Origin of the sequence: Wolbachia endosymbiont of Dipetalonema caudispina, from assembly GCF_013365495.1 — a bacterium.
GTDB lineage: Bacteria > Pseudomonadota > Alphaproteobacteria > Rickettsiales > Anaplasmataceae > Wolbachia.
The window spans coordinates 216,184-241,968 of record NZ_CP046580.1 but is presented as its reverse complement, the minus strand read 5'-3'; the positions used below and the strand labels follow the sequence as shown (position 1 = coordinate 241,968).

The following is a 25,785-nucleotide window of genomic DNA, read 5'->3' as shown; positions in this document are numbered from 1 at the left end:
AAAATATCATTATAAATTCTTAATATAATACTACTTATTTATAAATTTTTAATAGATTAATATTATACTAATTATTATTTATAAAATTTATTCAATAATTTTCATTGACATAAAACATTAGCCCAGTTAATGCTAATATGGTATTAATATACAATGTGAGGAAAAATGAACACTTTTAGAATATCATCTTCATTAAAATATTCAATTGCTACCTTCTTACTATGTACATCTGTCCTCACAACTGGAGTATCTATTTATCCTATAAGCTTAGCGATGTGTGGCACCACTACTACTACAGCACCATCTTCTTTCTATATAACAATTGCTTCTATTTCTATAATAGCCGCATTAAGTTTAATAATATACCTTTCTAAATTAACTCTTCCTATAATAAACAATAAAAAGCAAGAAGTTACATATAACATTTTTGAAAAAAGATCAGATAGTAATGATATTAGCACACAAATACCAGAAACAACGGCTATGTTAACATCTTCATCCACTCCAAATTTTAAAAAACCTACCACAATTAATGCATCAATTTCTTCTTCTAATGCATCAATTTCTTCTTCGTTACCATCTACAGCTACATCACTCACTCAACCTTCTCAGTTAGCATTACTTACACCTCCACTTTCTCCTTCCTTTATTACAAACCAAAATACAAATGTAATACTTACATCTCCGCCTTCTTCTTTACTAAGTCAAAGCTTGAACATACCACCACCTCCACCCCTTCCACCAAATGAAAAATTTCTTAGCAGTACTATAATAAAAAATCCCTCTATTACTAGGCTTAAAAGTCACAATAAAAATTTTCAAGAGGAATTAAAAGAAAAGCTACAGAAGATAAAAGAAAAAATAGCTAAAGTGAGCAGACATGAAATCTTGTAAAAAAACTAATGTCAAAGTAAAAAGATAGTAATATTAATATATTTTTATAAGAGCAAAAGTGAGAGATCAAATTATTATTGATCTATATGTTCATTCAGAAATTCTTTTCTTAAAGAAAATATTATAAAAAGAAAAAACATAAAGAATATTTCATGATCATAGTTCCTCCAATTTAGTAAGAAAAAAATCAGTATGCTTAACCTTAGATAATAAAAAAATTCACAACTTCCACAACATCACTATAAAACACCTCTTCAATAAAAACAAAATGAATAGAGTAGCAAAGTAAAAAGCTTCTAAAAAGAAAATTAAAGAAACAAGAAACATTTGAGCATGTTAATAAATTATAGAATAATAAAGTAAAAAAAAGTATCCAATACCCTCCCCCTTTCTAACTACCACTTACTGAAAACTGCTCATCCTCTCCCCTTATATTTGGTAATGTAGTAACTACTAATTTACCTAAAATTTCATCTTTTGGTCCTATAGCACAAATAGTACCCTCCGATATAAAAATAACTTTATCAACCAAGGATACTAACAGTAGTTTATGAGTTATAATCACAGTAGTAATATTCTGCTTCTTTGCATTATCTATCGCTTTAATCAGGCATGCTTCTCCATTACTATCTAAGTTAGCATTTGGTTCATCAAGCACTAAAAGTTTAATATTACCATAAAAAGCTCTTGCAAGACCAAGTAACTGTTTTTGCCCACCAGAAAGCGTTACTCCAAAGCTCCCTATTACTGTATCATATCCATTTGGTAAACCGAGTATTAATTCATGTATCCCTGCAATTTTTGCTGCTTTAATTACTTCTTCAAAATCTGGATTTGGTCTCATACGCGCAATATTCGCTTTGATACTAGTGTTAAATAATTCAACATCTTGAGGTAAGTAGCCAACATAATTACCAAAATCTCTTCGGTTCCAAGTATATACATCAGCACCGTCTAGCCTCACTACACCAGATATAGGTTTCCATACACCAACAATTAATTTTGCAATAGTTGATTTACCAGAAGCACTTGCACCAACAACACCAACTATATCACCTGACTCTATTACAAATGACATACCCTTTATTGTTGGTTTATTACCTCTATAAGGAGTAAAAAATACTCTATCAAATTCTAACTTTCCTTTAGGTTCCGGCATAATCAAAGTCTGCTCCCTTTTTGGTGACGTTAATATAAGTCTTTGCAGCCTACCATACGACATCATAGCTTGATTTAAAAATTTCCAAGTATGAACTGCTGCATCAAATGGAGCTAATACTCTACCCATTAAAATAGAAGCAGCAATAATATTACCAGCAGTTTTATGAGCTGTAATTGCAAGTAGCGCCCCCATCCCAATTACTGATATTTGAAGAGTTGAACGTAAAAATTTAGTAATTCCAGTAATTATACTAGAACGATTCTGTGCTTTAATTTGCATCATACGAGTTTGATCATTTTGTTTACACCAATCAGAAACTATGAATTCTGACATACCCATAGCTTCTACTACTTCTGCATTTCTTGTTGCAATATCTATAGCATTGATATTTCGTAAACTCTCTTCGTTAATTTCTTGCAATATGCGTTTAGTAGCAAATTCATTCCATGTTGCCATAGAAATTAACATAATAATCCCAATAACAGCTATAAACCCTGTAGAAGTATGTATTATAAAAATTACAATAAGATAAATTAACGACCATGGAGTATCAAATAGTGAAAATATACCATTCCCCATAATAAAACTTTTTATCACCCCAAGATCTCGTATTGCTTCACCACTAGAAGTTGAACTTTGCACTGACGTGAGTCTGATTGATCTCACTATTAAATCTGGCGCTACAGTTCTATCAATCCAGTCACCAATTTTTGTCATAGCTAAGTATCTACAAGTTTCAAGCACCGCAGAACATGCAAATGCAGATAAAGTAATGATAGTCAACATAATCAAAGTTGATATACTTCCACTTGATATTACCCTATCAAGTACTTGAGAAGTATAAAGTGGCAAAAATAACATTAATAAGTTAATTCCTGAACTAAACCAAAAAATAAACCAAAATGCACTTGTGCACTTTTCCAGGCAAATATACAGCGTACTTTGCTTTAATTCTTTTTTTGTTGATGTAGTAACTTCCATAATCTTCTTTCAATTTAACCAGATACTATATATAAATATAACCTCATATTACCAATATTAATATACTCTGGTTAACCTTAAATTAATAAAACATTAAATATACATGCACAACGATAATTAAATAAAAATCATTCCTATCATCTAAATTTAGAGCTGAAAACTTTCAATAATTCTCTAATTCCCACTTTGGTTTTGGCATAAAGTTGAGTGAATCTATATAATTTTTCTTTAATCTTTCAATCCCTGTCCACCCAACCATTATTGCGTTATCTGTACATAGATTACTTGGAGGAAAAAATATGTTTAAAACTATATATTTTTTTAACTTCTTTCTTAAAAAATTATTTGCTGCAACCCCACCAGCAATTACAAAATTGCTGATTTTAATATTTAAAGATTCAGCCATAACAATCGCATTTTTCACCCTATCAAGTAGTATATCACTAACACATTCTTGAAAAGAAGCACATATATCACATATATCTTGCTCATTCATATCAAGTTTTTGTACCAAATTTTTTACTGCTGTTTTAATTCCAGAAAAAGAAAAATTACACCCAGAATATTTCACCATTGCCCTTGGAAGTTTAAATCTCTTACAATCACCTCTTTGCGCTAATTTTTCTATTAATGGCCCCCCTGGATAGTCTAAACCCAACACTTTAGCAATTTTATCGAATGCTTCACCTAATGAATCATCTAATGTTCCCCCAAGTTTAATATATTTACCTACATCCCGTACAATTAAAAATTGACAGTGACCACCAGATATTAATAATACTAAAAACGGAAATTTAACTTCATAAAGTAACCTAATAACCAATGCATGTGCTTCTAAATGATTAACGGCAATAAAAGGCTTCTGTATTACATGTGCAATTGCTTTAGCCATCATTGTACCAACTATTAACCCACCTATAAGTCCTGGTCCCGATGTTGCCGCAATTGCATCTAAATCATAAAAACTGAGGTTAGATTTATTTATAGCGCTTTTTATTAGATCACTCAAATGCTCCATATGAAGACGCGATGCTACTTCTGGTATTACTCCACCATATCCTTTATGCTCTGTTTGAGAAAAAATTTCATGAGCAAGAACTTGCCTAGCACTGTTTATAATTACTGCTGCAGTTTCATCACAGCTTGTTTCAATAGCTAAAACAGTCTTCATCTATCAATTTAATTATTATATTAATTTAAGTTTACTTTGAAACAGTATAAAAGTTAGTTACATTCTAAAATAAATCAATCATCATTTAAATATCAAAATAACTTTTTTCATCTTCAGAAAGAAATTATCAATCTAACTACTTTACATTTTAGCTATATCTTTAAGCGATATTTCACACTATACTCACTTAATTTCCCTACTCCACCTATCCTATTTATCATTCAGAGACTCATAAAGAGAAGAGACTATTTAAAGAGAGATTAAAAGTTTTTTTCACATAGTCAGCAATCTTAAAAGAACATTTTAATCAAATCTTACACCTAAAATAAATAACCATTCATTGTTTTTAAGGTAAATCCTTCCCTTCCGTATCCAACTATCACTCTAATATATTTACAAAAATAGCATATATACAACCCTTCAGTTCAATAAATTTTAAATTTCCTAAACAAACTTGACTGATAATTGTTTTTACATTTCAAAGAACAAAATTTACTCTTTAACATATTTTAACTAAAATCTAACAAATTTCATGAAAACCCCTCTAAGAATCAAGTCTGAACTCATTCTCAAGCATATAAAAATTTATATAAATAAAATATACAGATTTTAATCTTCTCCCACTAAAATTAGATAAATATACCTAACTTACACTAAAAAAACTAACCTTATATACATATTCTCCTAATATTTATATAATTCTTTCCGATATAGTAGAGATATATTTGAAATAATAGCTTATTTATCTTTAAAAAAACAAAAATAAAATTTATAGCTTTCTTCTAAAATTTCCCCCTAAAAATCGATTCAAGATACTTAATTACATATACTATAATTTTATCATTCTATAAATACTTTAAACTTATTTACACAAAAATTAATTCACCCTTAAAAAGCTTCTAAAAGTTTATTTAGAAATAAAACATACAATTATGACTATACTATAAATAGTATAGACCATAAAATTAAAGATGGTAACAAAAAAAATTATAAACTTTTAAGTAACTTACCCTATTTACAAAATTTATAAATTTAATTATTCTAAAACTAAGCCTTTCTTAAAAAAACGATGCTTTCGACCATAGCAATTTTAATTGGTGGATTTTCCCATGAGAGAGCAGTATCATTAATGACCGGAAAAGCAGTAAAAAAAGCACTTAACAGTCTTTCATACAAGACAATAGAAGTAAACGTCGATAGAAATATTGCTGAAAAGCTAAAAAAAATTAATCCTTGCCTTGCTTTTATTGCTCTACATGGGCCCTATGGTGAAGACGGATGCATTCAAGGTCTATTAGAAATCTTAGGTATAAAATATACACATTCCGGAGTCACAGCTTCAGCTATCGCTATGAATAAAGAAATGTCTAAACACATATTCAATTACCTCGATATTGATACCCCAAAAGGAAAGATAATTAGTAGAGAAAATATATTACAAAACAATATTAAAGTTAATTACCCATATGTTTTAAAACCAATTAATGAAGGTTCAAGTATAGGAGTGCATATAATTTTTTCGTATGAGGATTATTTAAATCTAAAAAATAATAATTCTATTATTATGGAAAAGATGATCATAGAAGAATATATTCCAGGCATAGAACTACAAACCGCTGTATTATTAGACGAAGCAATTGGTACTATTGAAATACGACCAAAAAATAAATTTTATAATTATGAAGCAAAATATACAAATGGGCTCGCAGAATACATATTTCCCGCTGAAATTCCTGACAATATATATAAAATGACCTTAAAATATGCATTAAAAATTCATCATTTTTTAAAATGTAGAACCATCTCCCGCTCAGATTTTCGCTATAACCCTAAAAATGGATCTTTAAAAATGCTTGAGATTAACACACATCCCGGCTTCACTGAATTATCACTAGTGCCCAAAATTGCAAAATTAACAAAAGGAATCGACTTTAATGAATTAGTTCAAATTATCGTTGAAGCAGCTCAAAAATATTAGAACTTAATAGGTATTGAGCAATATGATTAAAAGTCAACAATTTTTCACGCAAGTGTACTTCAAATTTATCACAATAATACTCTTTATTTCTTACTATTATTATTTTATAATTCACTTAATAAAATTAAAAAACAACTTTATTATCTACTAGTACAATAACCTCTTATCTAAGTTATTACTAAATAATGGATTTTCAATTAACAAAGTAGTTATCACTGCAGTAAATTTACAAATAGAAAGATATTTTAAAAGTATGATAAATAAAACACAACCAATTATATATTATATGTATCAATTTCAAAGCTTGCTGATAGTATACAGTCTATAAGCAAATGGATAAAATTCGTAAGAATTTATAGAACTTTACCTAATACTTTATCCATAATATGGATGAACATAAACCTTTTGCTCTCTGAAAAAAAAGATAATAAAGCTTTAGTAATTAATTTTGAAGGTAAAGTGATTGCAGAAATTATCAATAGATAACCTAGTTATAATTGACAAAACTCATTATCAAATTTAAAATACATCAAAAGATATTTAAAAAAACTCAATAGAGAATATGTTTCTTCTTGTATTTATGTAAAAAATATAAAGATAGAACATCATAACTAAATCAATGATACATAGTAAAATTACCTCAAAATAACCCTTACAAAGCATAAAATTATTTAAAACAACAACTGATTCATCACTAACAACTGGAGCATAATTGATATACGTATTATAAATAAAATTCTCGTAAAAAATAATTACATTTATCTAAATACCTTAAATTTTAAGATTATAAAATAGAAAAATTATATCTCAAATTATTAAAAAATATTCCAAGAAGTTTTTAACCCTAAAATTCAAGAGTTATTTTCCTCTTCACAGTCCCCCCCCTAAAGTAATCTATCTTGAATTTTAATTCAATATTCGGATGTAATTTGCAATAATCAAGCTCTAATCAGAATAATAATGTTTATTTTATTATTGACCACTGAGATTTATTATTTTATAATTAAAACTTGAGTATTTAAATAAACTTAAGCTTTAGCATATGCCTACAATAAATCAATTAGTACGTAAAGGTAGATTGAAGTTACTCTGCAAGAAAAAAGTACCTGCTTTAGGAAAAGGTAATCCTCAGAGAAGAGGTGTTTGTACTAGAGTATATACTACAACCCCTAGAAAACCTAACTCAGCACTACGTAAAGTGGCTAGAGTAAGAATCAGTGGGTATGGCGAAGTAACAGCTTATATACCTGGTGAAGGTCATAATTTACAGGAGCATTCCGTTGTCTTGATACGAGGGGGAAGAGTTAAGGACTTACCAGGTGTACGCTACCATATAATAAGAGGTACTCTTGATCTACGTGGTGTACAAAATCGGAAAAAAGCTCGTTCAAAATATGGTGTAAAAAAATCTAATTAAAATCTTATGGGTCGTAGAAATAAAACAAGAAAAAGAACAGTAAGTCCTGATTCGCGTTATGGTAGTGTTCTACTAATGCGTTTTATCAATATAATTATGAAATGTGGCAAAAAGTCCATAGCGGAAAAAATTGTTTATAAAGCTTTATCTCTAGCTGAAAAAAAAATAAAAGAGAGTGGGATATCAATTTTCAAAACAGCAGTAGAGAACGTTACTCCTTCTATAGAAGTACGTCCACGTCGTATCGGTGGGGCAACTTACCAAGTTCCTGTTGAAGTTAGAAAAGACAGAGCAGTTTCTTTGGCATTAAGGTGGATTGCTGGAGCTGTTTCTACAGCTAGAAAAAAAAGTGGAAAAACTTCTACTGATTGTTTACAAGCTGAAATAATAGATGCTTATAATAAACGAGGAGGGGCATTTAAGATATATGAAGAAAAATATAAAATGGCTGAAGCTAATAAAGCTTTTTCCCATCTTAGTTTTTAATGCTAGTTAATTAATAATATGGAAATTAATATATCTGAATACAGAAATATAGGTATAATGGCTCACATCGATGCTGGTAAAACCACTACAACAGAGCGTATTCTATTTTACACTGGCAAACAAAATAGAATTGGCGAAGTACATGATGGTGCAGCCTCTATGGATTGGATGGAACAAGAAAAGGAACGGGGTATTACAATTACATCTGCTGCTACAACTTGTTTTTGGAATGGTCATAAAGTTAATATAATCGATACTCCTGGACATGTTGATTTTACTATTGAAGTTGAAAGATCTTTAAGAATTTTAGACGGAGCAGTTGTTGTATTTGATGGAGTTGCAGGAGTTGAACCTCAATCTGAAACTGTTTGGCGACAAGCTAACAAATATAACGTTCCTCGTATCTGTTTTATTAATAAAATGGATAGAATAGGAGCAAATTTTTATCGATGTGTTGATATGGTTAAAAACAAGCTAGGAACACTACCTTTAGTAATTCAACTTCCACTAGGAAATGAAAAAGATTTCAAGGGTATAATAGATCTCATCTCTATGAAAGCCATTATATGGGAAGAAGAAACATTAGGTGCTAAATTTTTCTATGAAGATATTCCTTTTAATTTACTTGATAAAGCCCAAAAGTATCGAGATCTTTTACTGGACACTGCAGCTGGAATGGACGACGAAGCAATGAATATTTACTTTGAATCTAACGATTTACCAACAAAGTTACTGAAGAAATGTGTAAGAAAAGGAACTATAAAAGGAGCATTTGTTCCAGTACTATGCGGATCAGCTTTTAAAAATAAAGGAGTACAACCACTTTTAAATAGTATAGTTGATTTTTTACCCTCTCCTATTGATGTTGACAAAATTATTGGAACTGATCCTAAAGATCCAGAAAAAAAAATCACAATTAAGCCTTCAGAAAAAGAAAAATTTGTTGCTCTTGCATTTAAAGTGATGACAGATAAGTTTGTGGGTAGCTTAACATTTATTCGTATTTATTCTGGCAAATTAAAATCTAAATCTACCGTATTAAATGCAGTAAAAAACGAAAGTGAAGGAATTGGAAGAATGTTACTTATGCATGCAAACAACAGAGAAGATATAAGCGAAGCTAAAGTAGGAGATATAATTGCTTTAGTCGGATTAAAAAAAACAATTACTGGTGACACTTTATGTTTACATGATTTTCCTATATTATTAGAGCGTATAGAATTTCCTGAACCCGTTATTGAAGTTGCTGTAGAACCTAAAACTACTGCAGACCAGGAAAAATTAGGTATTGCTTTAAATAGATTAATTTCAGAAGATCCTTCTTTAAGGATGTCAATAAACACAGAAAGTGGTCAAACCATATTAAAAGGCATGGGAGAATTACATCTTGAAATCATTACTGACAGAGTAAAACGTGAATTTAACGTTGATGTTAATATTGGTGCACCTCAAGTTGCATATCGTGAAACCATAACCAAATCTGTTGAGATCGATTACACTCATAAAAAACAATCAGGTGGTGCTGGCCAATTTGCCAGAGTAAAAATCTTATTTGAACCACTTCAGCCAGGTTCTGGGTTTCAATTTGAAAGTAAAATTGTAGGTGGTGTAATTCCAAAAGAATATATTCCTGGTGTACAAAATGGTCTAGAATTAATAAAAGAAGGAGGTATAATTTCTAGTTTTCCAGTTATTGATTTTAAAGCCACTCTCATTGATGGTACTTTTCATGAAGTTGACTCAAGTCCTTTGGCCTTTGAATTAGCTGCCAAGGGTGCTTTTAGAGAAATGGCAAATAAAGCTGGTCCAAAAATATTAGAGCCTATAATGAGAGTTGAAATTATTACACCTGAAGAATATATGGGTGATATTATAGGCAATGTAAATAGAAGAAGAGGGCAAATTTCAAGCATGGAAACATATAACAATAATGCTATAATTCTTGCTTTAATACCTCTTGCAAGTATGTTTGGTTATATAAATGTTTTACGTTCTATATCTCAAGGAAGAGCTCAATACAGTATGCATTTTTCTTATTATGAACAAGTGCCACAATATGTTGTTAATGAGTTAAAATATAATTAGGAGTAACAATTATGACACAGATAGTAGAAGCATTTGGTAAGCCACATGTAAATGTAGGAACAATAGGGCATGTAGATCATGGAAAAACTACGTTGACAGCGGCAATAACCAAGTACTATGGGCGTTTTGTAGCATATGATCAAATAGACAAAGCACCTGAAGAAAGAAAAAGGGGAATAACAATAGCAACAGCACACGTAGAATATGAAACAGATAAGAGACATTATGCACATGTTGACTGTCCTGGGCATGCTGATTATGTAAAAAATATGATAGTAGGTGCAGCACAGATGGATGCAGCAATATTAGTAGTGTCTGGAGTTGATGGACCAATGCCGCAAACAAGAGAACATATATTACTTGCAAAGCAAGTTGATGTTAAGTATATCATTGTATATATAAATAAGGCTGATGTTGCTGATTACGATATGATTGGCTTAGTAGAAATGGAAATTAGGGAATTACTAAATAAATATGAGTTTCCAGGTGATGAAGTTCCCATGGTTATTGGATCTGCATTGAAAGCATTAGAAGATAAAGATAATGAATATGGGAAAAAATCAATAGAAAAGTTAATGGAAAAATTAGACGAATATGTAGCAATTCCACCAAGGCCTGTGGATTTGCCATTTCTAATGCCGATTGAGGATGTATTTTCAATACCTGGGCGTGGAACGGTGGTTACTGGAAGAATAGAAAAAGGAGAAATAAAAATAGGCGAAGAGATAGAGATAGTAGGTTTGAAGGCGACACGAAAGACAATATGTACAGGAATAGAAATGTTTAAAAAATGTCTTGATAAAGGATGTGCTGGATTAAATGTAGGAATATTGGTAAGAGGAATAAAAAGAGAGGAGGTAGAGAGAGGGCAAGTATTAGCAAAGCCAAATGTAATAACACCACATAAAAAATTTAAGGCCGAGATATATGTATTAAAAAAGGAGGAAGGAGGAAGACATACACCATTTTTTGAAAATTATCAACCACAATTTTATATAAGAACTACAGATGTGACAGGAAACATAAAATTGCTAAAAGGGAAAGAAATGGTAATGCCAGGAGATAATGTAAGTATAGAAGTAGAATTACAGGCACCAGTAGCAATAGATAAGGGGTTACGTTTTGCAATAAGAGAAGGTGGTAAAACTGTCGGTTCTGGTATTGTCTCTGAAATCTTGGAATAGAGGAAGTTTTAATAACTATAGGAGTGTAGCTCAATTGGTAGAGCGCTGGTCTCCAAAACCAGAGGTTATAGGTTCAATTCCTATCTCTCCTGCAATTAATATTGTATTAAAGAAATGTTAAAAAGTTTAAGTAATTTTTTTTACTATACAAAACAAGAAATAAAAAAAGTTGCCTGGGCAAAAAAGCAAGAGGTGCTATCATCTTTATTTGTTATAGTAAGTGTTATATTATGCTTTTCGATTTTTTTCTGTTTAGTAGATTTTATATCTCTCTACACAATTAAAGCTTTATTTGAAATTGTTTATGGAATATAAATGGCACGTCATTAAAGTTAAGTACGGATATGAAAAACATATACGTGAGTTAGTAAGTAATAATGCTCTTTACTTTAAAGAAGTATTTATTCCTTACCAAACAACATGTAGTTCAAAATCTAGTATACAAAAACTATGTGAAATATATATATATATGCATCTATGTAATGAGAGTAGAGATATGCTTAATCAAACATTAAAATTCTGTAGTAGTACACCTGACAATTTTAAAGAAATTTCAGATAATGAAGTAAGTTCAAGGCGAAAAGAATTCAATCAATACAAATGGTATATTTTAAGAGTTATTTCAAATTATGAAGAAAAAGTATGTCAACATATATTAGAAAATTCTATAAGATTGGGAGTTAATAATTATTTTAAGGAAATTTTTATCCCATATGAAGAGTTAAATGAAGCAGAATTGCGATCTAAAAAAACTACTACACGCAGAAAATGCTTTCCCGGTTATGTTTTTTTATACGTAAATTTGTGTGACGAAGTGTTAAATTTTATTAAAAATATACCAAAATCTCTTAAAGTTTATGGTTTTTTAAAAAATGGTAATGTTCCCAAGATAATTTCTAATGATGAGATTTACTTAATGTGTAATGCACTTTATAATGCCCAAGAGAAGAAAAAATTAAGTTATGGCTATGAAAAAGGAGAAAAAGTAAAAATTAATGATGGTCTTTTTCAAAATTTTACTGGTAAAGTAGATATGATTAACGATGAAAAAAAAATTATTAATGTGGAAGTATCAATCTTAGGTAAGCCAACAATAATAGAATTAGATTTAGCTCAAGTAGAAAAAGTAGAAAACTAAATATGAGTGTCATAATTGCTACAATTAATTTAATAATGGAAGCAGGAAGAGCAGTTCCTGGTCCAAAAATTGCTTCAGTACTTGGCCCACGAGGCATATCAATTCCTAAATTCTGCGAGACATTCAATAAAATGACTAGTATAACTAATGCTAATTATAAGATAGGGGACTTAGTAACAGCACGAATTTTCATAAAGGATGATCGTTCCCATGATTTTACTATTAGTGGTCCACCTGTCACTTACCTCCTTAAGCAAGAAGCTAAATTAAACAAAGGTTCTCGTGAACCAAGCAAAGAATTAATGGCTAAATTGACTATGTCAGCTATAATTAAGATAGCGAGATACAAAATGGTTGACATGAAAGTAAATAATGAAAGTTCAGCAGTGAAAATGGTCATTGGTACTGCTAAATCTATGGGTATAGAAGTTATAGAAGGTTAAAAATATGAAAACACATTATGACAATTCTAGACAATGCTTAGAAAAAATCATTGAATCTGCTTCAGCAAAGTTTAATGAATCAGTTGATATTACAGTTAATTTAGGTATAGATCTACATAAATCTGAAGAGCAAATACGTGGCACAGTAATTTTGCCTAAAGGTATTGGAAAAGATATTAAAGTAGCTGTTTTTGCTCAAGGTAATCATTTATCAGAAGCTAAAAAAGTTAATGCTGATATCATAGGAGGAGAAGATTTAATTACAGAAATAAAAAAAGGTAATAAAAAGCTAAATGTTGACTGGTGTATCACAACTCCTGATTTTATAGCAAAAATTACTCCCATCGCAAAAATGTTAAGTGCTAAAGGATTAATGCCTAATCCTAAATTTGGCACTGTAACTTCTAACATTGCAGAAGCTATTAAAGCTATCAAGTCTGGTCAAGTAAAATTTAAAACAGATAAAAATGGGATCATTCACGGTAAATTAGGAAATATTAAGTTTAGCGTCGATGACTTGCTAGAAAATTTACAAGCTTTTCTTAAAGAAATCAAAAATAATAAACCTGTTTCTACAAAAGGAGTGTATTTTAAAAAAGTTTTTTTAAGTTCAACTATGGGTAAAGCGTACAAAATAAGCAAAATAGAGGATATAATTAGGGAGTAATATAGTAGTGAAGCGTGAAAGCAAAAATGAGTTAATACAAAACATAATAAACGTATTTATAAATAATAATTTCTTAATATTAGTGAATTTTAAATCTATAAATGCTAATGATTTATTAACTTTGAGAAATAAAGTAAAATCTGCAGCAAGTGGAATGCTAGTAGTTAAAAACACTTTAGTTCGTTTAGCTTTAGAAAAGGTTAATAAGTTTTCTTATCTATCAGATAGATTTTCTGGTCCAGTTGCTGTTATATACTCTAGTGATATAGTAGTAAAAACTGCAAAGCTAATAGCTAATTTTACTGATGCCAATAAAGAAAAAATGTCTATAATCTGTGCAACTTATTTAAATCAAATATTTACAGTTGAAGATTTCTATAAGTTAGCTAAGCTACCTTCTCTAGATGAATTATATATTAAAATTATGCATTTAATATCCTATAATATTTCTGCTCGATTAATGTCATCCATTAACTCACCTTTTATAAGACTTATAAGAGCATTGAGTTATTATAGTTCTAAAAAATAAGTTATTAATAATTTGGGTAATAATATGAATAATATAACAAATAATTTAGCTGATAAAATATTATCTTTAAATCTCTTAGAAGCGGCTGAACTTGTAAAAGTTCTAGAAGAGAAAATAGGACTACCAGTTACTGCTGTTGTTAGTGGAGTTGCTAATTCTAATATATCTACTAGTAATAATACTGCTAATCCTGTCACACAAGAAAAAACTGAGTGCAAAGTTGTGATTAAAGAAATCGATATAAATAAAAAGATGGAGATCATTAGAACAGTCAGAAAGATTAATTCTACATTAGGATTAAAAGAAGCAAAGGATCTAGTCGAATCTTTGCCCCAAGACTTAACTGCTAATATCTCAAGAGAAGAAGCAGAAAAAATAAAACAACAACTTATCGAAGCAGGAGCAACCAAAGTGGAGCTTGAATAAATGCTTATTTTAATATATTAATTCTATATTGATTAGCATTTTTTAGTTAGTTTGAGGTATTTTAATGATTGATCCTTTTTATATGTATATTTCTGGTACTTTTGTCCCTAGGATTTCTTATTCTAGATCGATTGATTTAAAAGATTCTTTATTAGACCCAGTTAAAGTTCAAAAAGAGTCATATAAATCATTTTCTCCTGGAAACCAGGGTAATGAAAGACTTGAATCAATCTTTAACTCAGTCTTTCCAGTAGATGACCCGTTACATAGAGCTACCATCGAGTTTATAAGCTGTAGAATAGACAATCCTAAGTATGATGAATCTGAATGTATAAAACGCTGCATAACTTTTTCTGCTCGAGTTATTGCTTCTATACGCCTCATTATTATGCAGGATGGTATTTCCATCGATGAATATAAACTAATTAAAAAAAGTGATGATTACTCAAAGCTTACAACTATTATAAAATCTATAGAAGAGCAAGAAGTATATTTTTGCGAATTACCGATGATGACTGATAAGGGAACTTTTATTATTAATGGTGTGGAAAAAGTTATAGTATCGCAAATGCACAGGTCTCCTGGCGTATTTTTTGATAGCGATAAGGGAAAAACCTACAACTCGGGTAAGCTAATTTACTCTGCTAGAGTTATTCCTTATAGAGGCTCTTGGCTTGATATTGAGTTTGACGTTAAAGATCTTCTATATTTTCGCATTGACAGAAAAAAAAAATTACCCATCTCTGTTCCATTAAAGGCATTGGGTCTCTCAAACAAGAGTATACTTAATAAAATTTATGAGAAGGTGAAGTATGTAAAACACAGAAATAGTTGGAAAGTACCTTTTATACTCGATAAGTTTAAAAGAATTAGGCTACCTTTTAACTTAATGAATGTTGAAAGTAATGTGTTGCTAAAGGATAATGTTCGCATTACTTCGAGGCTAGCTAAAAAGCTATATGACAATGGTTTAAAAGAATATCTAGTACCTTTTAATTCTATATGTGGTTTATTTCTTGCAGAAGATTTAATAGATAGTACTAGCACTGAAAAAATTTTGTCTGCCGGTGAGCCTATAAAGGCAGAAGATATAAAAAAACTAGAGTTATTATCTATAAATGAAATATCAGTATTAAACATCGATAACCTATATGTTGGACCTTATATATTAAACACACTTCTTCTAGATGAAAATATGTCTTATCAAGACGCATTATATGAAATATATAGAGTCTTACGTCCTGGAGAAGTTCCTATCTTAGAAATAGTAGAAGAATTTTTTCATAATCTTTTCTTTAACCCTGAATACTACGACTTATCTAACATTGGCAGATTAAAACTGAATTCTTGTCTAGGACTAAACTACAATGAAAACTTAACTATTTTAACACACGAAGACATAATTGAAATTATAAAAAAAATAGTACTATTACGTGATGGTCAAGGATCTGCAGATGACATTGACCACTTAGGAAACAGAAGAGTAAGGTCAGTTGGAGAATTTATAGAAAACCAATTTAGAGCTGGATTACTAAAATTGGAACGTGTAATAATTGATTCCATGTCTACTTCTAGCTTAGATAAAGTCTCTCCATCCGACTTTATTAACCCAAAAGTATTAACTAATACTATAAAAGATTTCTTCAATTCTTCCCAACTATCCCAATTTATGGATCAAACTAATCCATTATCTGAAATAACCCATAAAAGAAGATTATCAGCACTAGGCCCAGGAGGTTTAACAAGAGATCGTGCAGGATTTGAAGTACGTGATGTTCATCCAACTCATTATGGAAGAATTTGCCCAATTGAAACTCCTGAAGGACAAAATATAGGATTAATTAATAGTTTAGCTATATATGCACGCGTTAATAAATATGGTTTCATCGAAAGTCCATATAGAAAAGTAATTAACAGGACAGTTACTAATCAAATCGAGTATCTATCTGCAATAGACGAGGGTTCATATTATATAGCTGACACTAGTGCAAAACTTGATCAAAACAATTGTTTCATTGATGACATGCTATATTGCAGGCATGCAGGAAGTTTCGTCATGGTCAGCAGTGACCAAGTGAGTTACATTGATGTATCTCCAAAACAAGTTATATCAGTAGCAGCTTCTTTAATTCCATTCTTAGAAAATGATGATGCTAATAGAGCATTAATGGGCTCAAATATGCAACGCCAAGCTGTACCTTTATTAAAACCAACTGCTCCTTTAGTAGCTACCGGCATGGAATCTTTTGTAGCTTCTGGCTCTGGTGCTGTAGTTTTGGCAAAACGTGATGGCATAGTCGATAGCTCTGATAGCAATTCTATAGTTATACGTGCTTTTGATCAAAAAAGAATTAACTACCTTGGTGTAGATATCTATCACCTAAAAAAATTTCAACGTTCTAACCATAATACCTGTATCAACCAAAGACCATTAGTACAAGTAGGTGAGTATGTTAAAGAAGGTGATGTAATAGCTGATGGCCCTGCAATTAGCAGTGGTGAGTTAGCACTTGGTAAAAATTTACTAGTTGCTTTTATGTCTTGGCAAGGCTATAATTTTGAAGATTCTATTATTATCTCTAGCAAAGTTGTTGAAAAAGATCTATTTACTTCTATTCATATAGAAGAACTTGAATGTGTTGTACATGATACTCCTTTAGGATCAGAAAAAATAACTCGTGCTATACCTGGCGTTAATGAAGAAAATCTATATCACTTGGACGATAGCGGTATAGTAAAAGTTGGTACAAGAGTAGGACCAGGATATATTCTGGTAGGTAAAGTTACACCTAAGCCTTCTTTTTCACTGCCACCTGAAACAAAGTTATTAATGACAATTTTTGGTGAAAAGTCATTCGATTGTGCAGATTCATCCTTATCTACACCCCCAGACGTTGAAGGAATAGTGATTGATGTACGAGTCTTTACACGTAGGGGAGTAGAAGAAAATGAAAGGGCACTACTCATTAAACAAAAAGAAATGGAAAATTTAAAAAAAGAACGAGACTACATAACCAATGTTACTAGTAAATATTTTTATGATGAACTAAAAAAGCTTCTCGTCCATTCTCACCCTCACAATCAAAAAAAACTTGATACCATTGAACGTGAACAATGGTGGAATATAGGATTAAAAGATCGTTCTATCTCTGAGCAAGTTAAAATTTTAAAACAAGACTTTGATGATAAGCTTTTAAAAGCAACAATACAATTTAAACAAAAAGTAGAAAAATTAGATGAAGGTTATGACCTACCTCAAGGTGTGTCAATGTCAGTAAAAGTTTTTATTGCTGTAAAGCATAGCTTACAACCAGGAGATAAAATGGCTGGTAGACATGGAAATAAAGGAGTAATCTCTAGAGTTGTACCAGTGGAGGACATGCCTTATTTAGAAGACGGTACTCCCATTGACATCATCCTTAATCCTCTTGGTGTCCCATCAAGAATGAATGTAGGACAAATATTGGAAGCCCACGTAGGTTGGGCTTGCAAAAAGCTAGGAAAAAAAGTTAATGACATTCTTGATAAAATCAAGAAAATTAAAAGCACTTTCTGTAAGGAAGTTAGATCTCTCGATAATGACAACTTTACAAAATTTACAGCAGCATATCTTAATAACAAAAAAGTTGAAGAAGTCAACGATAATGAAATAGCATCTTCCATTTTTAACGTATCTACTAAAAAAGTATTAAATGATAAGTTAAATGCATTAGTAGAAAATTATTTAAACTCCTGTAAAAGCACATATGATAATTTACGTAATTTTCTTATTGAAGTTTATAGCTGTGGTAGTAACACATCTATTTGTAACAATATTTATAAAATTAGTAATAATAATTTGATTGAGTTTGCATATAAGTTACGTAATGGTATTCCTGTAGCTGCACCTGTATTTGAAGGCCCCAAAGATGAAAAAATAACAAAATTATTTAAACTTGCTGATCTAGATAACTCTGGGCAAACTATATTATATGATGGTTGTACTGGAAAAAAATTCGATCGCAAAGTTACAGTTGGTTATATGTACATGCTTAAGTTACATCACCTAGTTGATGATAAAATTCATGCACGTTCAGTGGGTCCTTATAGTTTAGTTACTCAGCAACCTCTTGGGGGTAAATCGCATTTCGGTGGCCAACGTCTTGGCGAAATGGAATGTTGGGCATTGCAAGCCTATGGCGCTGCTTACACTTTACAAGAAATGTTAACTGTAAAATCCGATGATATTAATGGCAGAATTAAAATTTATGAGTCAATAATCAAAGGTGATAGTAATTTTGAATGTGGAACTCCAGAATCTTTTAATGTAATGGTAAAAGAACTACGTTCTCTATGTCTAAATGTAGCTTTAAAGCAAAATAACATGGTTATTGAGGACATATCTCATACCAATATTGCACAATCTTTTGATAAGATTAGTATATCAATTGCTAGCCCTGAAAGTATTAAATCTATGTCTTATGGAGAGATAAAAGACGTCTCAACTGCAAACTATAGAACATTTAAGGTTGAGAAAGGTGGGTTATTTTGTCCTAAAGTTTTCGGTCCTGTTAATGATGATGAATGTTTATGTGGAAAATATAAAAAAAGAAGACATAGAGGTCGCATATGTGAAAAATGCGGAGTAGAAGTCACATCCTCTAAAGTAAGAAGAGAGAGAATGGGCCACATAGAACTAGCATCTCCTGTTGCTCACATATGGTTTTTAAAATCACTTCCTTCAAGAATCGGAGCACTGCTAGATATGTCTCTAAAAGACATTGAAAACATTTTATATAGCGATAACTATGTTATAATAGATCCACTTGTTTCTCCCTTTGAAAAAGGTGAAATCATTAGCGAAAAAGCTTACAATGAGGCTAAAGATAACTATGGAACCGACAGCTTTGTGGCTATGCAAGGCGTTGAAGCTATAAGAGGGCTACTAACCCGTCTTGATTTATATGAGATTAGAAAGAACCTAAGACAGGAATTAGAATCTGTTACTTCCGAAATAAAAAGAAAAAAAATTATAAAAAGGTTACGTATTATTGAAAATTTTATTAAGTCAGGAAATAAACCAGAATGGATGATACTTACAACTATACCTATCCTACCACCTGATTTACGTCCTTTAGTATCACTTGAAAGTGGACGCCCTGCAGTTTCTGATCTAAATCACCATTACAGAACTATTATTAATAGAAACAACAGGTTAAGAAAACTATTAAGCTTAAATCCTCCTGAAATTATGATTCGTAATGAAAAAAGAATGCTACAAGAAGCAGTTGACTCCCTTTTTGATAATAGCCGCCGTAACGCTCTAACAAACAAAGTTGGTACTGTTGGATATAAAAAATCCATTAGCGACATGCTCAAAGGTAAACAAGGTCGTTTCCGTCAGAATTTATTAGGAAAAAGAGTAGACTACTCTGGACGCTCTGTAATAGTTGTTGGTCCAACTTTAAAGTTAAATCAGTGTGGATTACCAAAAAGAATGGCTCTTGAGCTATTCAAACCTTTTGTTTATTCAAAACTTAAAATGTATGGCATGGCTCCGACTATTAAATTCGCTAGTAAATTAATAAGAGCAGAAAAACCTGAAGTTTGGGATACCTTAGAAGAAGTAATAAAAGAGCACCCTGTTTTATTAAATAGAGCACCTACTTTACATAGACTTGGTATTCAAGCCTTTGAACCGATTCTTATTGAAGGTAAAGCAATACAACTTCATCCACTTGTTTGTACAGCATTCAATGCTGATTTTGACGGTGACCAAATGGCAGTACATGTACCAATTTCATTAGAAGCTCAACTTGAAGCCAAAGTATTGATGATGTCAACCAATAACGTTTTAAGTCCTTCCAATGGTAGGCCAATCATAGTTCCTAGTAAAGATATAATACTTGGAATATATTACTTAACTTTGCAAGAACAACTGAACAAAGAAAATAATCCACCACTCTTAGGTACCTTTGGTGAAGTTGAACATTCTTTAAATAATGGCAGTCTACATATCCATTCCAATATAAAATATAGGATAGAAATTAACAGCAACAACAAAACCTACTATAAAACTATTTGTACAACTCCTGGCCGTTTAACGTTATGGCAAATCTTTCCTAAACATAAGAATTTAAGTTTTGACCTTATAAATCAGTTATTAACGGTTAAAGAAGTAACTAATATAGTTGATCTAGTATATCGTAATTGTGGCCAAAGTGCTACAGTGGAATTTTGCGATAAGTTAATGGCACTAGGCTTTGAATACGCTACACTCTCTGGTACTTCCTTTGGCCGTTGTGATTTAGTTATACCAGAAACTAAAGCTAGACATGTTAATCACGCAAGAAATGAAATTAAAAAATTCTCTATGCAATATCAAGACGGATTAATTACTAAAAGTGAAAGATATAATAAAGTTATAGACGAATGGTCTAAGTGTACAGACATGATAGCCAACGACATGTTAAAAGCAATATCCGTATATAACCAAAATAATAAATACAACTCAGTATATATGATGGTTAACTCCGGTGCAAGAGGTTCCACTTCACAAATGAAACAGTTAGCTGGAATGAGAGGACTAATGACCAAACCTTCTGGTGAAATTATAGAAACACCTATAGTCTCTAACTTTCGCGAAGGATTAAACGTATTTGAATATTTTAATTCCACTCATGGCGCGCGTAAAGGTCTTGCTGACACTGCTCTCAAAACTGCAAACTCTGGATACCTAACTCGTCGTTTAGTTGATGTATCACAAAACTGTATAGTTACAAAATATGACTGTAAAACTAAAAATGGCCTTGTTGTGAGAGCTACAGTTGAGAGAGGTACCATAGTTGCATCTTTAGAGAGTGTAGTACTAGGAAGAACAGCCGTAAATGACATATATAATCCAGTAACAAAAGAATTATTGGTAAAAACTGGAGAGCTAATTGATGAAAATAAAGTAAAACAAATCAATATTGCAGGTCTTGACGCTGTAAAGATTAGATCACCACTGACTTGTGAAGCGATTTCAGGCATATGTGCACTGTGCTATGGAAGAGATCTTGCAACCGGTAGAATTGTATCAATAGGTGAAGCAGTTGGTGTAATCGCTGCTCAATCTGTAGGAGAACCAGGTACTCAGTTAACAATGCGTACATTTCACATAGGCGGAGTAATGACTAGAGGTATTGAATCTTCGAACATTACAGCTTCTATTAATGCTAAAATAAAATTAAATAATAGTAACATAATTGTAGACAAAAACGGGAATAAAATTGTAGTTAGTCGTTCTTGCGAAGTTATATTGATTGATAGTCTAGGTAGCGAAAAATTAAGATATAGTGTACCTTATGGCTCCAAGCTTTATGTAGATGAAAGCCAATCAGTAAAAATTGGTGATAAAGTTGCAGAATGGGACCCTTATACATTACCTATTATCACAGAAAAAACAGGTACAGTATCTTATCAAGATCTAAAAGATGGAGTATCAATCACAGAAGTTATGGATGAATCTACAGGAATATCGAGCAAAGTAGTAAAAGACTGGAAATTACACTCTAGTAGCACTAGTTTACGTCCTCGCATAGTATTACTTGACGATAACGGTGAAGTAATGATACTCTCAAGTGGTGTTGAGGCATGTTACTTTATACCAATAGGTGCAGTACTCAATGTACAAGACGGCCAAAAAGTTCAAGCAGGTGATATCATCACAAGAATGCCAAGAGAGTCTGTTAAAACCCGTGATATTACCGGTGGATTACCAAGAGTTATAGAACTATTTGAAGCACGGAGGCCTAGAGAACATGCTATTGTCAGTGAAATAGACGGCTATGTAGCATTTTCTGAAAAAGATAGAAGAGGAAAACGCAGCATATCAGTTAAACCTATTAATGAACAAACCTCTCCAATTGAGTACCTAATTCCAAGAAGCAAGCATGTAATAGTTAATGAAGGTGATTTTGTGCACAAAGGTGATCTATTAATGGATGGTGATCCTGATCTTCATGATATTTTACGTGTACTTGGGCTAGAGGCCTTAGCACACTATATGATTTCTGAAATACAGCAAGTTTATAGACTACAAGGTGTCCGTATAGATAACAAGCATTTAGAAGTAATACTAAAACAAATGTTACAAAAAGTAGAAATTACTGATCCTGGTGATACTACCTACTTAATAGGAGAAAATATTGACAAACTGGAAGTTGATAGAGAAAATGATACTATGAATAACTCTGGTAAACGTCCTGCCAAATATCTTTCTATTTTACAAGGAATCACAAGAGCAAGTCTTGAAACCAATTCCTTTATTTCTGCTGCTTCATTTCAAGAAACAACAAAAGTACTGACAGAAGCAGCATTCTGTGGAAAAGAAGATTCTTTAAGTGGATTAAAAGAGAACGTTATAGTAGGAAGACTAATTCCTGCCGGTACAGGTTTAATTATGAGTAAAATTAAAGCACTCTCTCTTTGTGAAAGTATAGATAAATATCAAAAATATTTTAATATTGAAACTCATGACGAAAAATCACTAGAGAATGACTATCATTTATATGACAACGGAAAAGAAAACATAGTAACAACCACGCATGATCAGCCCAGTTGAATAGACATACTCTGCCCACCAAAATAATATTTCAATTATACTATCTATAGGATATAAAATTATTACTATGCAGTTTTTATACATCCCCTGTTAATAAATTGAAGTAACAAGTTTATAAAACTATTAAATAAACTACAAAAAAAACCTTTTTAAAAAGTAAATCTAATCTACTTACTCTAAATAGTAGTTTACTGTACATGCTTAATGCACTAAATCATTTATACTATATATTTTACTAAATTGATAAATATATAATTTTTTCATATTTACTATTAAATTGAAACGCATATTAACCTTTCTATCACAGGAGTGAGTACTAATTAAAATCAGCATGCTCTTTTTTTCTTTTATCCATATTTTTTAATTATCATTTCAAATGGTTATCTCAACTTAATACATACAACTTATATCACAACACTAGGTTTCAGGTATAAATATACCAAATATTCAAAATTTATACTCTTGACAGTAAACTTTATGACACTTTACTCTGGTAGACTATAAGTAAAACTATTAATTTTATATAAAATATTATGATAATTAACAATGGAAAATATGAATATAACTATACATTCACAAAAAGATTTTAATTTTATGCGCAAAGCTGGCAGATTAGCAGCTGAAACTCTTGATTTCACCACACCATACGTAAAAGCAGGAATAACAACCAATGAACTAAATGACTTATGTCATGGCTTTATCACTAAAGCAGGTGCAATTCCAGCCCCACTCAATTATAAAGGATACCCAAAATCAATCTGTACATCAAAAAATGCTGTAGTTTGTCATGGCATTCCAGATGATAAACCACTTAAGAACGGAGATATTTTAAATATAGATGTCACAGTAATTTTGGATGGGTGGCATGGTGATACAAGCCGAATGTTTTGGGTTGGTAAACCATCAATAAAAGCAAGACGCTTATGCAATGCTACTTATGGAGCATTAATGGAAGCAATCAAACAAGTTAAACCTGGTAATAAATTGAATAAAATAGGACTTGCTATAGAAAAATATATTGAAAATTTTAGATATTCTATAGTACGTAACTATTGTGGACATGGTATAGGAAAAGTTTTTCATGCCCTACCAAATATACTACATTTTTATGATAAAAATGATAATCTCATCTTAAAAGAAGGCATGTTTTTTACAATAGAACCTATGATAAATGCTGGAAGACACGAAACCCTACTTAATGAACTTGATGGTTGGACAGTAACAACATGCGACCTTTCACTTTCTGCACAATTCGAACACACACTTGGAGTAACAAAAGACGGTGTAGAAATCTTCACATTATCACCTAAGAACTGGCATTTTCCTCCTTATAACTAGCCTCTAGCTAATTCCCATTTATCCAAGCAAAAAACACACTACCAAAAACTACTTTTTTTAAAAAAAGTAAACAAAAACAACTCTTCTTAAGAATTTCTACCAGAAAAATAAAAAAAAGTAATAAGAATCTGTATCATCTTGCCATAAAAAAGATCTTTTATCTTTAAAGAGATAGTGTAGCCTCATTATCTGAATTAGCAAGTATTTTCAAAATACAAAAAAGAAATCTATTTTTTTATTATGACTATTTAAATAAGTAATTTCTGAATGTAAGTAGCTCTTCAGCTTAAAGGCAACATTTATTTTTTAACAAAAACATATAAAAAACAAAATTAATTAACTAAATTAGTAAACTATTCATTTAAAGTATGTATAATCCCCAATACAAAGAAAATTCATACCATAATACATAATAAAAAGGCTACTCTAAGTAAGATAAATAAAAAAAGTTAATTTATATTTATCCACTACAAAATATAATATATACGATAATTAAAATTATTAATCTAAGTAAAAAAATTGGCAGCAAGATACATATAAAACAAGTATATATAAAGGTTGCATTTACCCACTCTTGTATTATTTGATTTAGATATAAAATTTTATTTTATCAAATGAAATAAAATAGAAATCACTGATAAAGAGAAATTGCGTTTCTAATGATAATTTTTACATAATATTTTGTCTTACAATGGTTTTTCAAACTAGGTTATAAATATAAATTTTAATAGTAAAAAATAATCCCCGTACTAATTCTTAGTATAAAAATATATTTAATTATATACTTTCTTCAAACAATATAAATAAAACCTTATAAGTATGACTTTACTATTACTAAACATTACAGAATACTTTTTAGATAGATAATCTTTCTTATCTAGGAAAATATTATCTCACTTCCTTAATAAATTATACAAAAAACTTCTTTAAATATAAAATTATTAAAGAGATACAATATCCTTAAAAAGATAACTTAGGTATTTTACATAAAATAGCCTAAATTAAATAAATTGATAGCATACTCATTAATTCTCTTCTTGTATTATCTATCAAGTACCATAAGTATATCAACCTTTTTTTATCCTTATATATTTCAGTTCTTAAACAAGAAAAAACAACCTTACATTACTCTTTACAAGAGTAAATAATCTTCTCTCACTTTTAAAACATATACATCATATCTTATTCTTATATAGATATAATTAGCTTATCACTTATAGTACAATATAATAATTATCACACGTTAAACGCAAAAATTATTAAGACCTAAAAGTGCACCAATTGCAAGGCATAATTTAATTA

Annotated in this window: 16 protein-coding genes and 1 tRNA gene; 15 read left to right on the top strand and 2 right to left on the bottom strand. The window is 30.7% G+C overall.

The annotated features are described in order from the left end of the window. Positions 1-165: 165 nt before the first annotated feature. Positions 166-894, top strand: coding sequence for a hypothetical protein (locus tag GOY14_RS00905; RefSeq protein WP_175809406.1), 729 nt, complete (start codon positions 166-168; stop codon positions 892-894). A gap of 391 nt (positions 895-1,285) precedes the next feature. On the opposite strand, the gene GOY14_RS00900 is transcribed toward GOY14_RS00905, so the two are convergent. Together GOY14_RS00900 and tsaD are read right to left on the bottom strand one after the other, a co-directional pair. Beyond that, positions 1,286-3,037: a type I secretion system permease/ATPase gene (locus GOY14_RS00900; RefSeq protein ID WP_175809404.1), complete on the bottom strand. Its 1,752-nt coding sequence runs from the start codon at positions 3,035-3,037 to the stop codon at positions 1,286-1,288. Positions 3,038-3,200: 163 nt separating this feature from the next. After that, positions 3,201-4,208 (bottom strand): tRNA (adenosine(37)-N6)-threonylcarbamoyltransferase complex transferase subunit TsaD, encoded by a 1,008-nt coding sequence (gene tsaD / locus GOY14_RS00895; protein ID WP_175809402.1) that lies wholly within the window; start codon positions 4,206-4,208, stop codon positions 3,201-3,203. 1,069 nt (positions 4,209-5,277) lie between these two features. Between tsaD and GOY14_RS00890 the strand changes: the two genes are divergently transcribed. The 14 genes from GOY14_RS00890 (at position 5,278) to map (ending at position 24,483) form a co-directional block, all read left to right on the top strand. After that, positions 5,278-6,186, top strand: a complete 909-nt coding sequence (locus GOY14_RS00890; protein ID WP_175809400.1) for a D-alanine--D-alanine ligase — start codon at positions 5,278-5,280, stop codon at positions 6,184-6,186. A gap of 1,042 nt (positions 6,187-7,228) precedes the next feature. Further along, positions 7,229-7,603, top strand: coding sequence for a 30S ribosomal protein S12 (gene rpsL, locus GOY14_RS00880; RefSeq protein WP_175809399.1), 375 nt, complete (start codon positions 7,229-7,231; stop codon positions 7,601-7,603). 6 nt (positions 7,604-7,609) lie between these two features. Beyond that, positions 7,610-8,089, top strand: coding sequence for a 30S ribosomal protein S7 (rpsG, locus tag GOY14_RS00875; protein WP_175809397.1), 480 nt, complete (start codon positions 7,610-7,612; stop codon positions 8,087-8,089). 18 nt (positions 8,090-8,107) lie between these two features. After that, complete coding sequence (gene fusA, locus GOY14_RS00870) at positions 8,108-10,174, top strand: elongation factor G (protein WP_175809396.1); 2,067 nt, start codon at positions 8,108-8,110, stop codon at positions 10,172-10,174. A gap of 11 nt (positions 10,175-10,185) precedes the next feature. Beyond that, positions 10,186-11,358, top strand: a complete 1,173-nt coding sequence (gene tuf, locus GOY14_RS00865; RefSeq protein ID WP_175809394.1) for an elongation factor Tu — start codon at positions 10,186-10,188, stop codon at positions 11,356-11,358. Between the two features lie 19 nt (positions 11,359-11,377). Next, positions 11,378-11,450 (top strand) — tRNA-Trp (locus tag GOY14_RS00860). A 22-nt stretch (positions 11,451-11,472) separates the two neighbouring features. Further along, entirely contained in the window at positions 11,473-11,673 is a 201-nt protein-coding gene (gene secE, locus GOY14_RS00855; RefSeq protein ID WP_255419700.1) for a preprotein translocase subunit SecE, read from the top strand. Next, entirely contained in the window at positions 11,657-12,496 is an 840-nt protein-coding gene (gene nusG, locus GOY14_RS00850; protein WP_175809853.1) for a transcription termination/antitermination protein NusG, read from the top strand. Before secE ends, nusG begins: the two co-directional genes overlap by 17 nt. Before the next feature lie 2 nt (positions 12,497-12,498). Then, on the top strand, positions 12,499-12,939 hold the full coding sequence (locus tag GOY14_RS00845; RefSeq protein WP_175809392.1) for an uL11 family ribosomal protein: 441 nt from the start codon (positions 12,499-12,501) through the stop codon (positions 12,937-12,939). A 4-nt stretch (positions 12,940-12,943) separates the two neighbouring features. Beyond that, positions 12,944-13,606 carry a 50S ribosomal protein L1 gene (gene rplA / locus GOY14_RS00840; protein WP_175809391.1) on the top strand — a complete coding sequence of 221 codons (663 nt, stop codon included), beginning with the start codon at positions 12,944-12,946 and terminating at the stop codon, positions 13,604-13,606. A 7-nt stretch (positions 13,607-13,613) separates the two neighbouring features. Further along, the gene (gene rplJ, locus GOY14_RS00835; RefSeq protein ID WP_175809389.1) at positions 13,614-14,135 is read left to right on the top strand and encodes a 50S ribosomal protein L10; all 522 of its coding nucleotides are present in this window, start codon (positions 13,614-13,616) and stop codon (positions 14,133-14,135) included. A 24-nt stretch (positions 14,136-14,159) separates the two neighbouring features. Then, on the top strand, positions 14,160-14,561 hold the full coding sequence (rplL, locus tag GOY14_RS00830) for a 50S ribosomal protein L7/L12 (protein WP_175809387.1): 402 nt from the start codon (positions 14,160-14,162) through the stop codon (positions 14,559-14,561). Positions 14,562-14,625: 64 nt separating this feature from the next. Next, on the top strand, positions 14,626-23,145 hold the full coding sequence (locus GOY14_RS00825) for a DNA-directed RNA polymerase subunit beta/beta' (RefSeq protein WP_175809385.1): 8,520 nt from the start codon (positions 14,626-14,628) through the stop codon (positions 23,143-23,145). A 555-nt stretch (positions 23,146-23,700) separates the two neighbouring features. After that, positions 23,701-24,483 (top strand): type I methionyl aminopeptidase, encoded by a 783-nt coding sequence (map, locus tag GOY14_RS00820; RefSeq protein ID WP_175809383.1) that lies wholly within the window; start codon positions 23,701-23,703, stop codon positions 24,481-24,483. Positions 24,484-25,785: the final 1,302 nt, after the last annotated feature.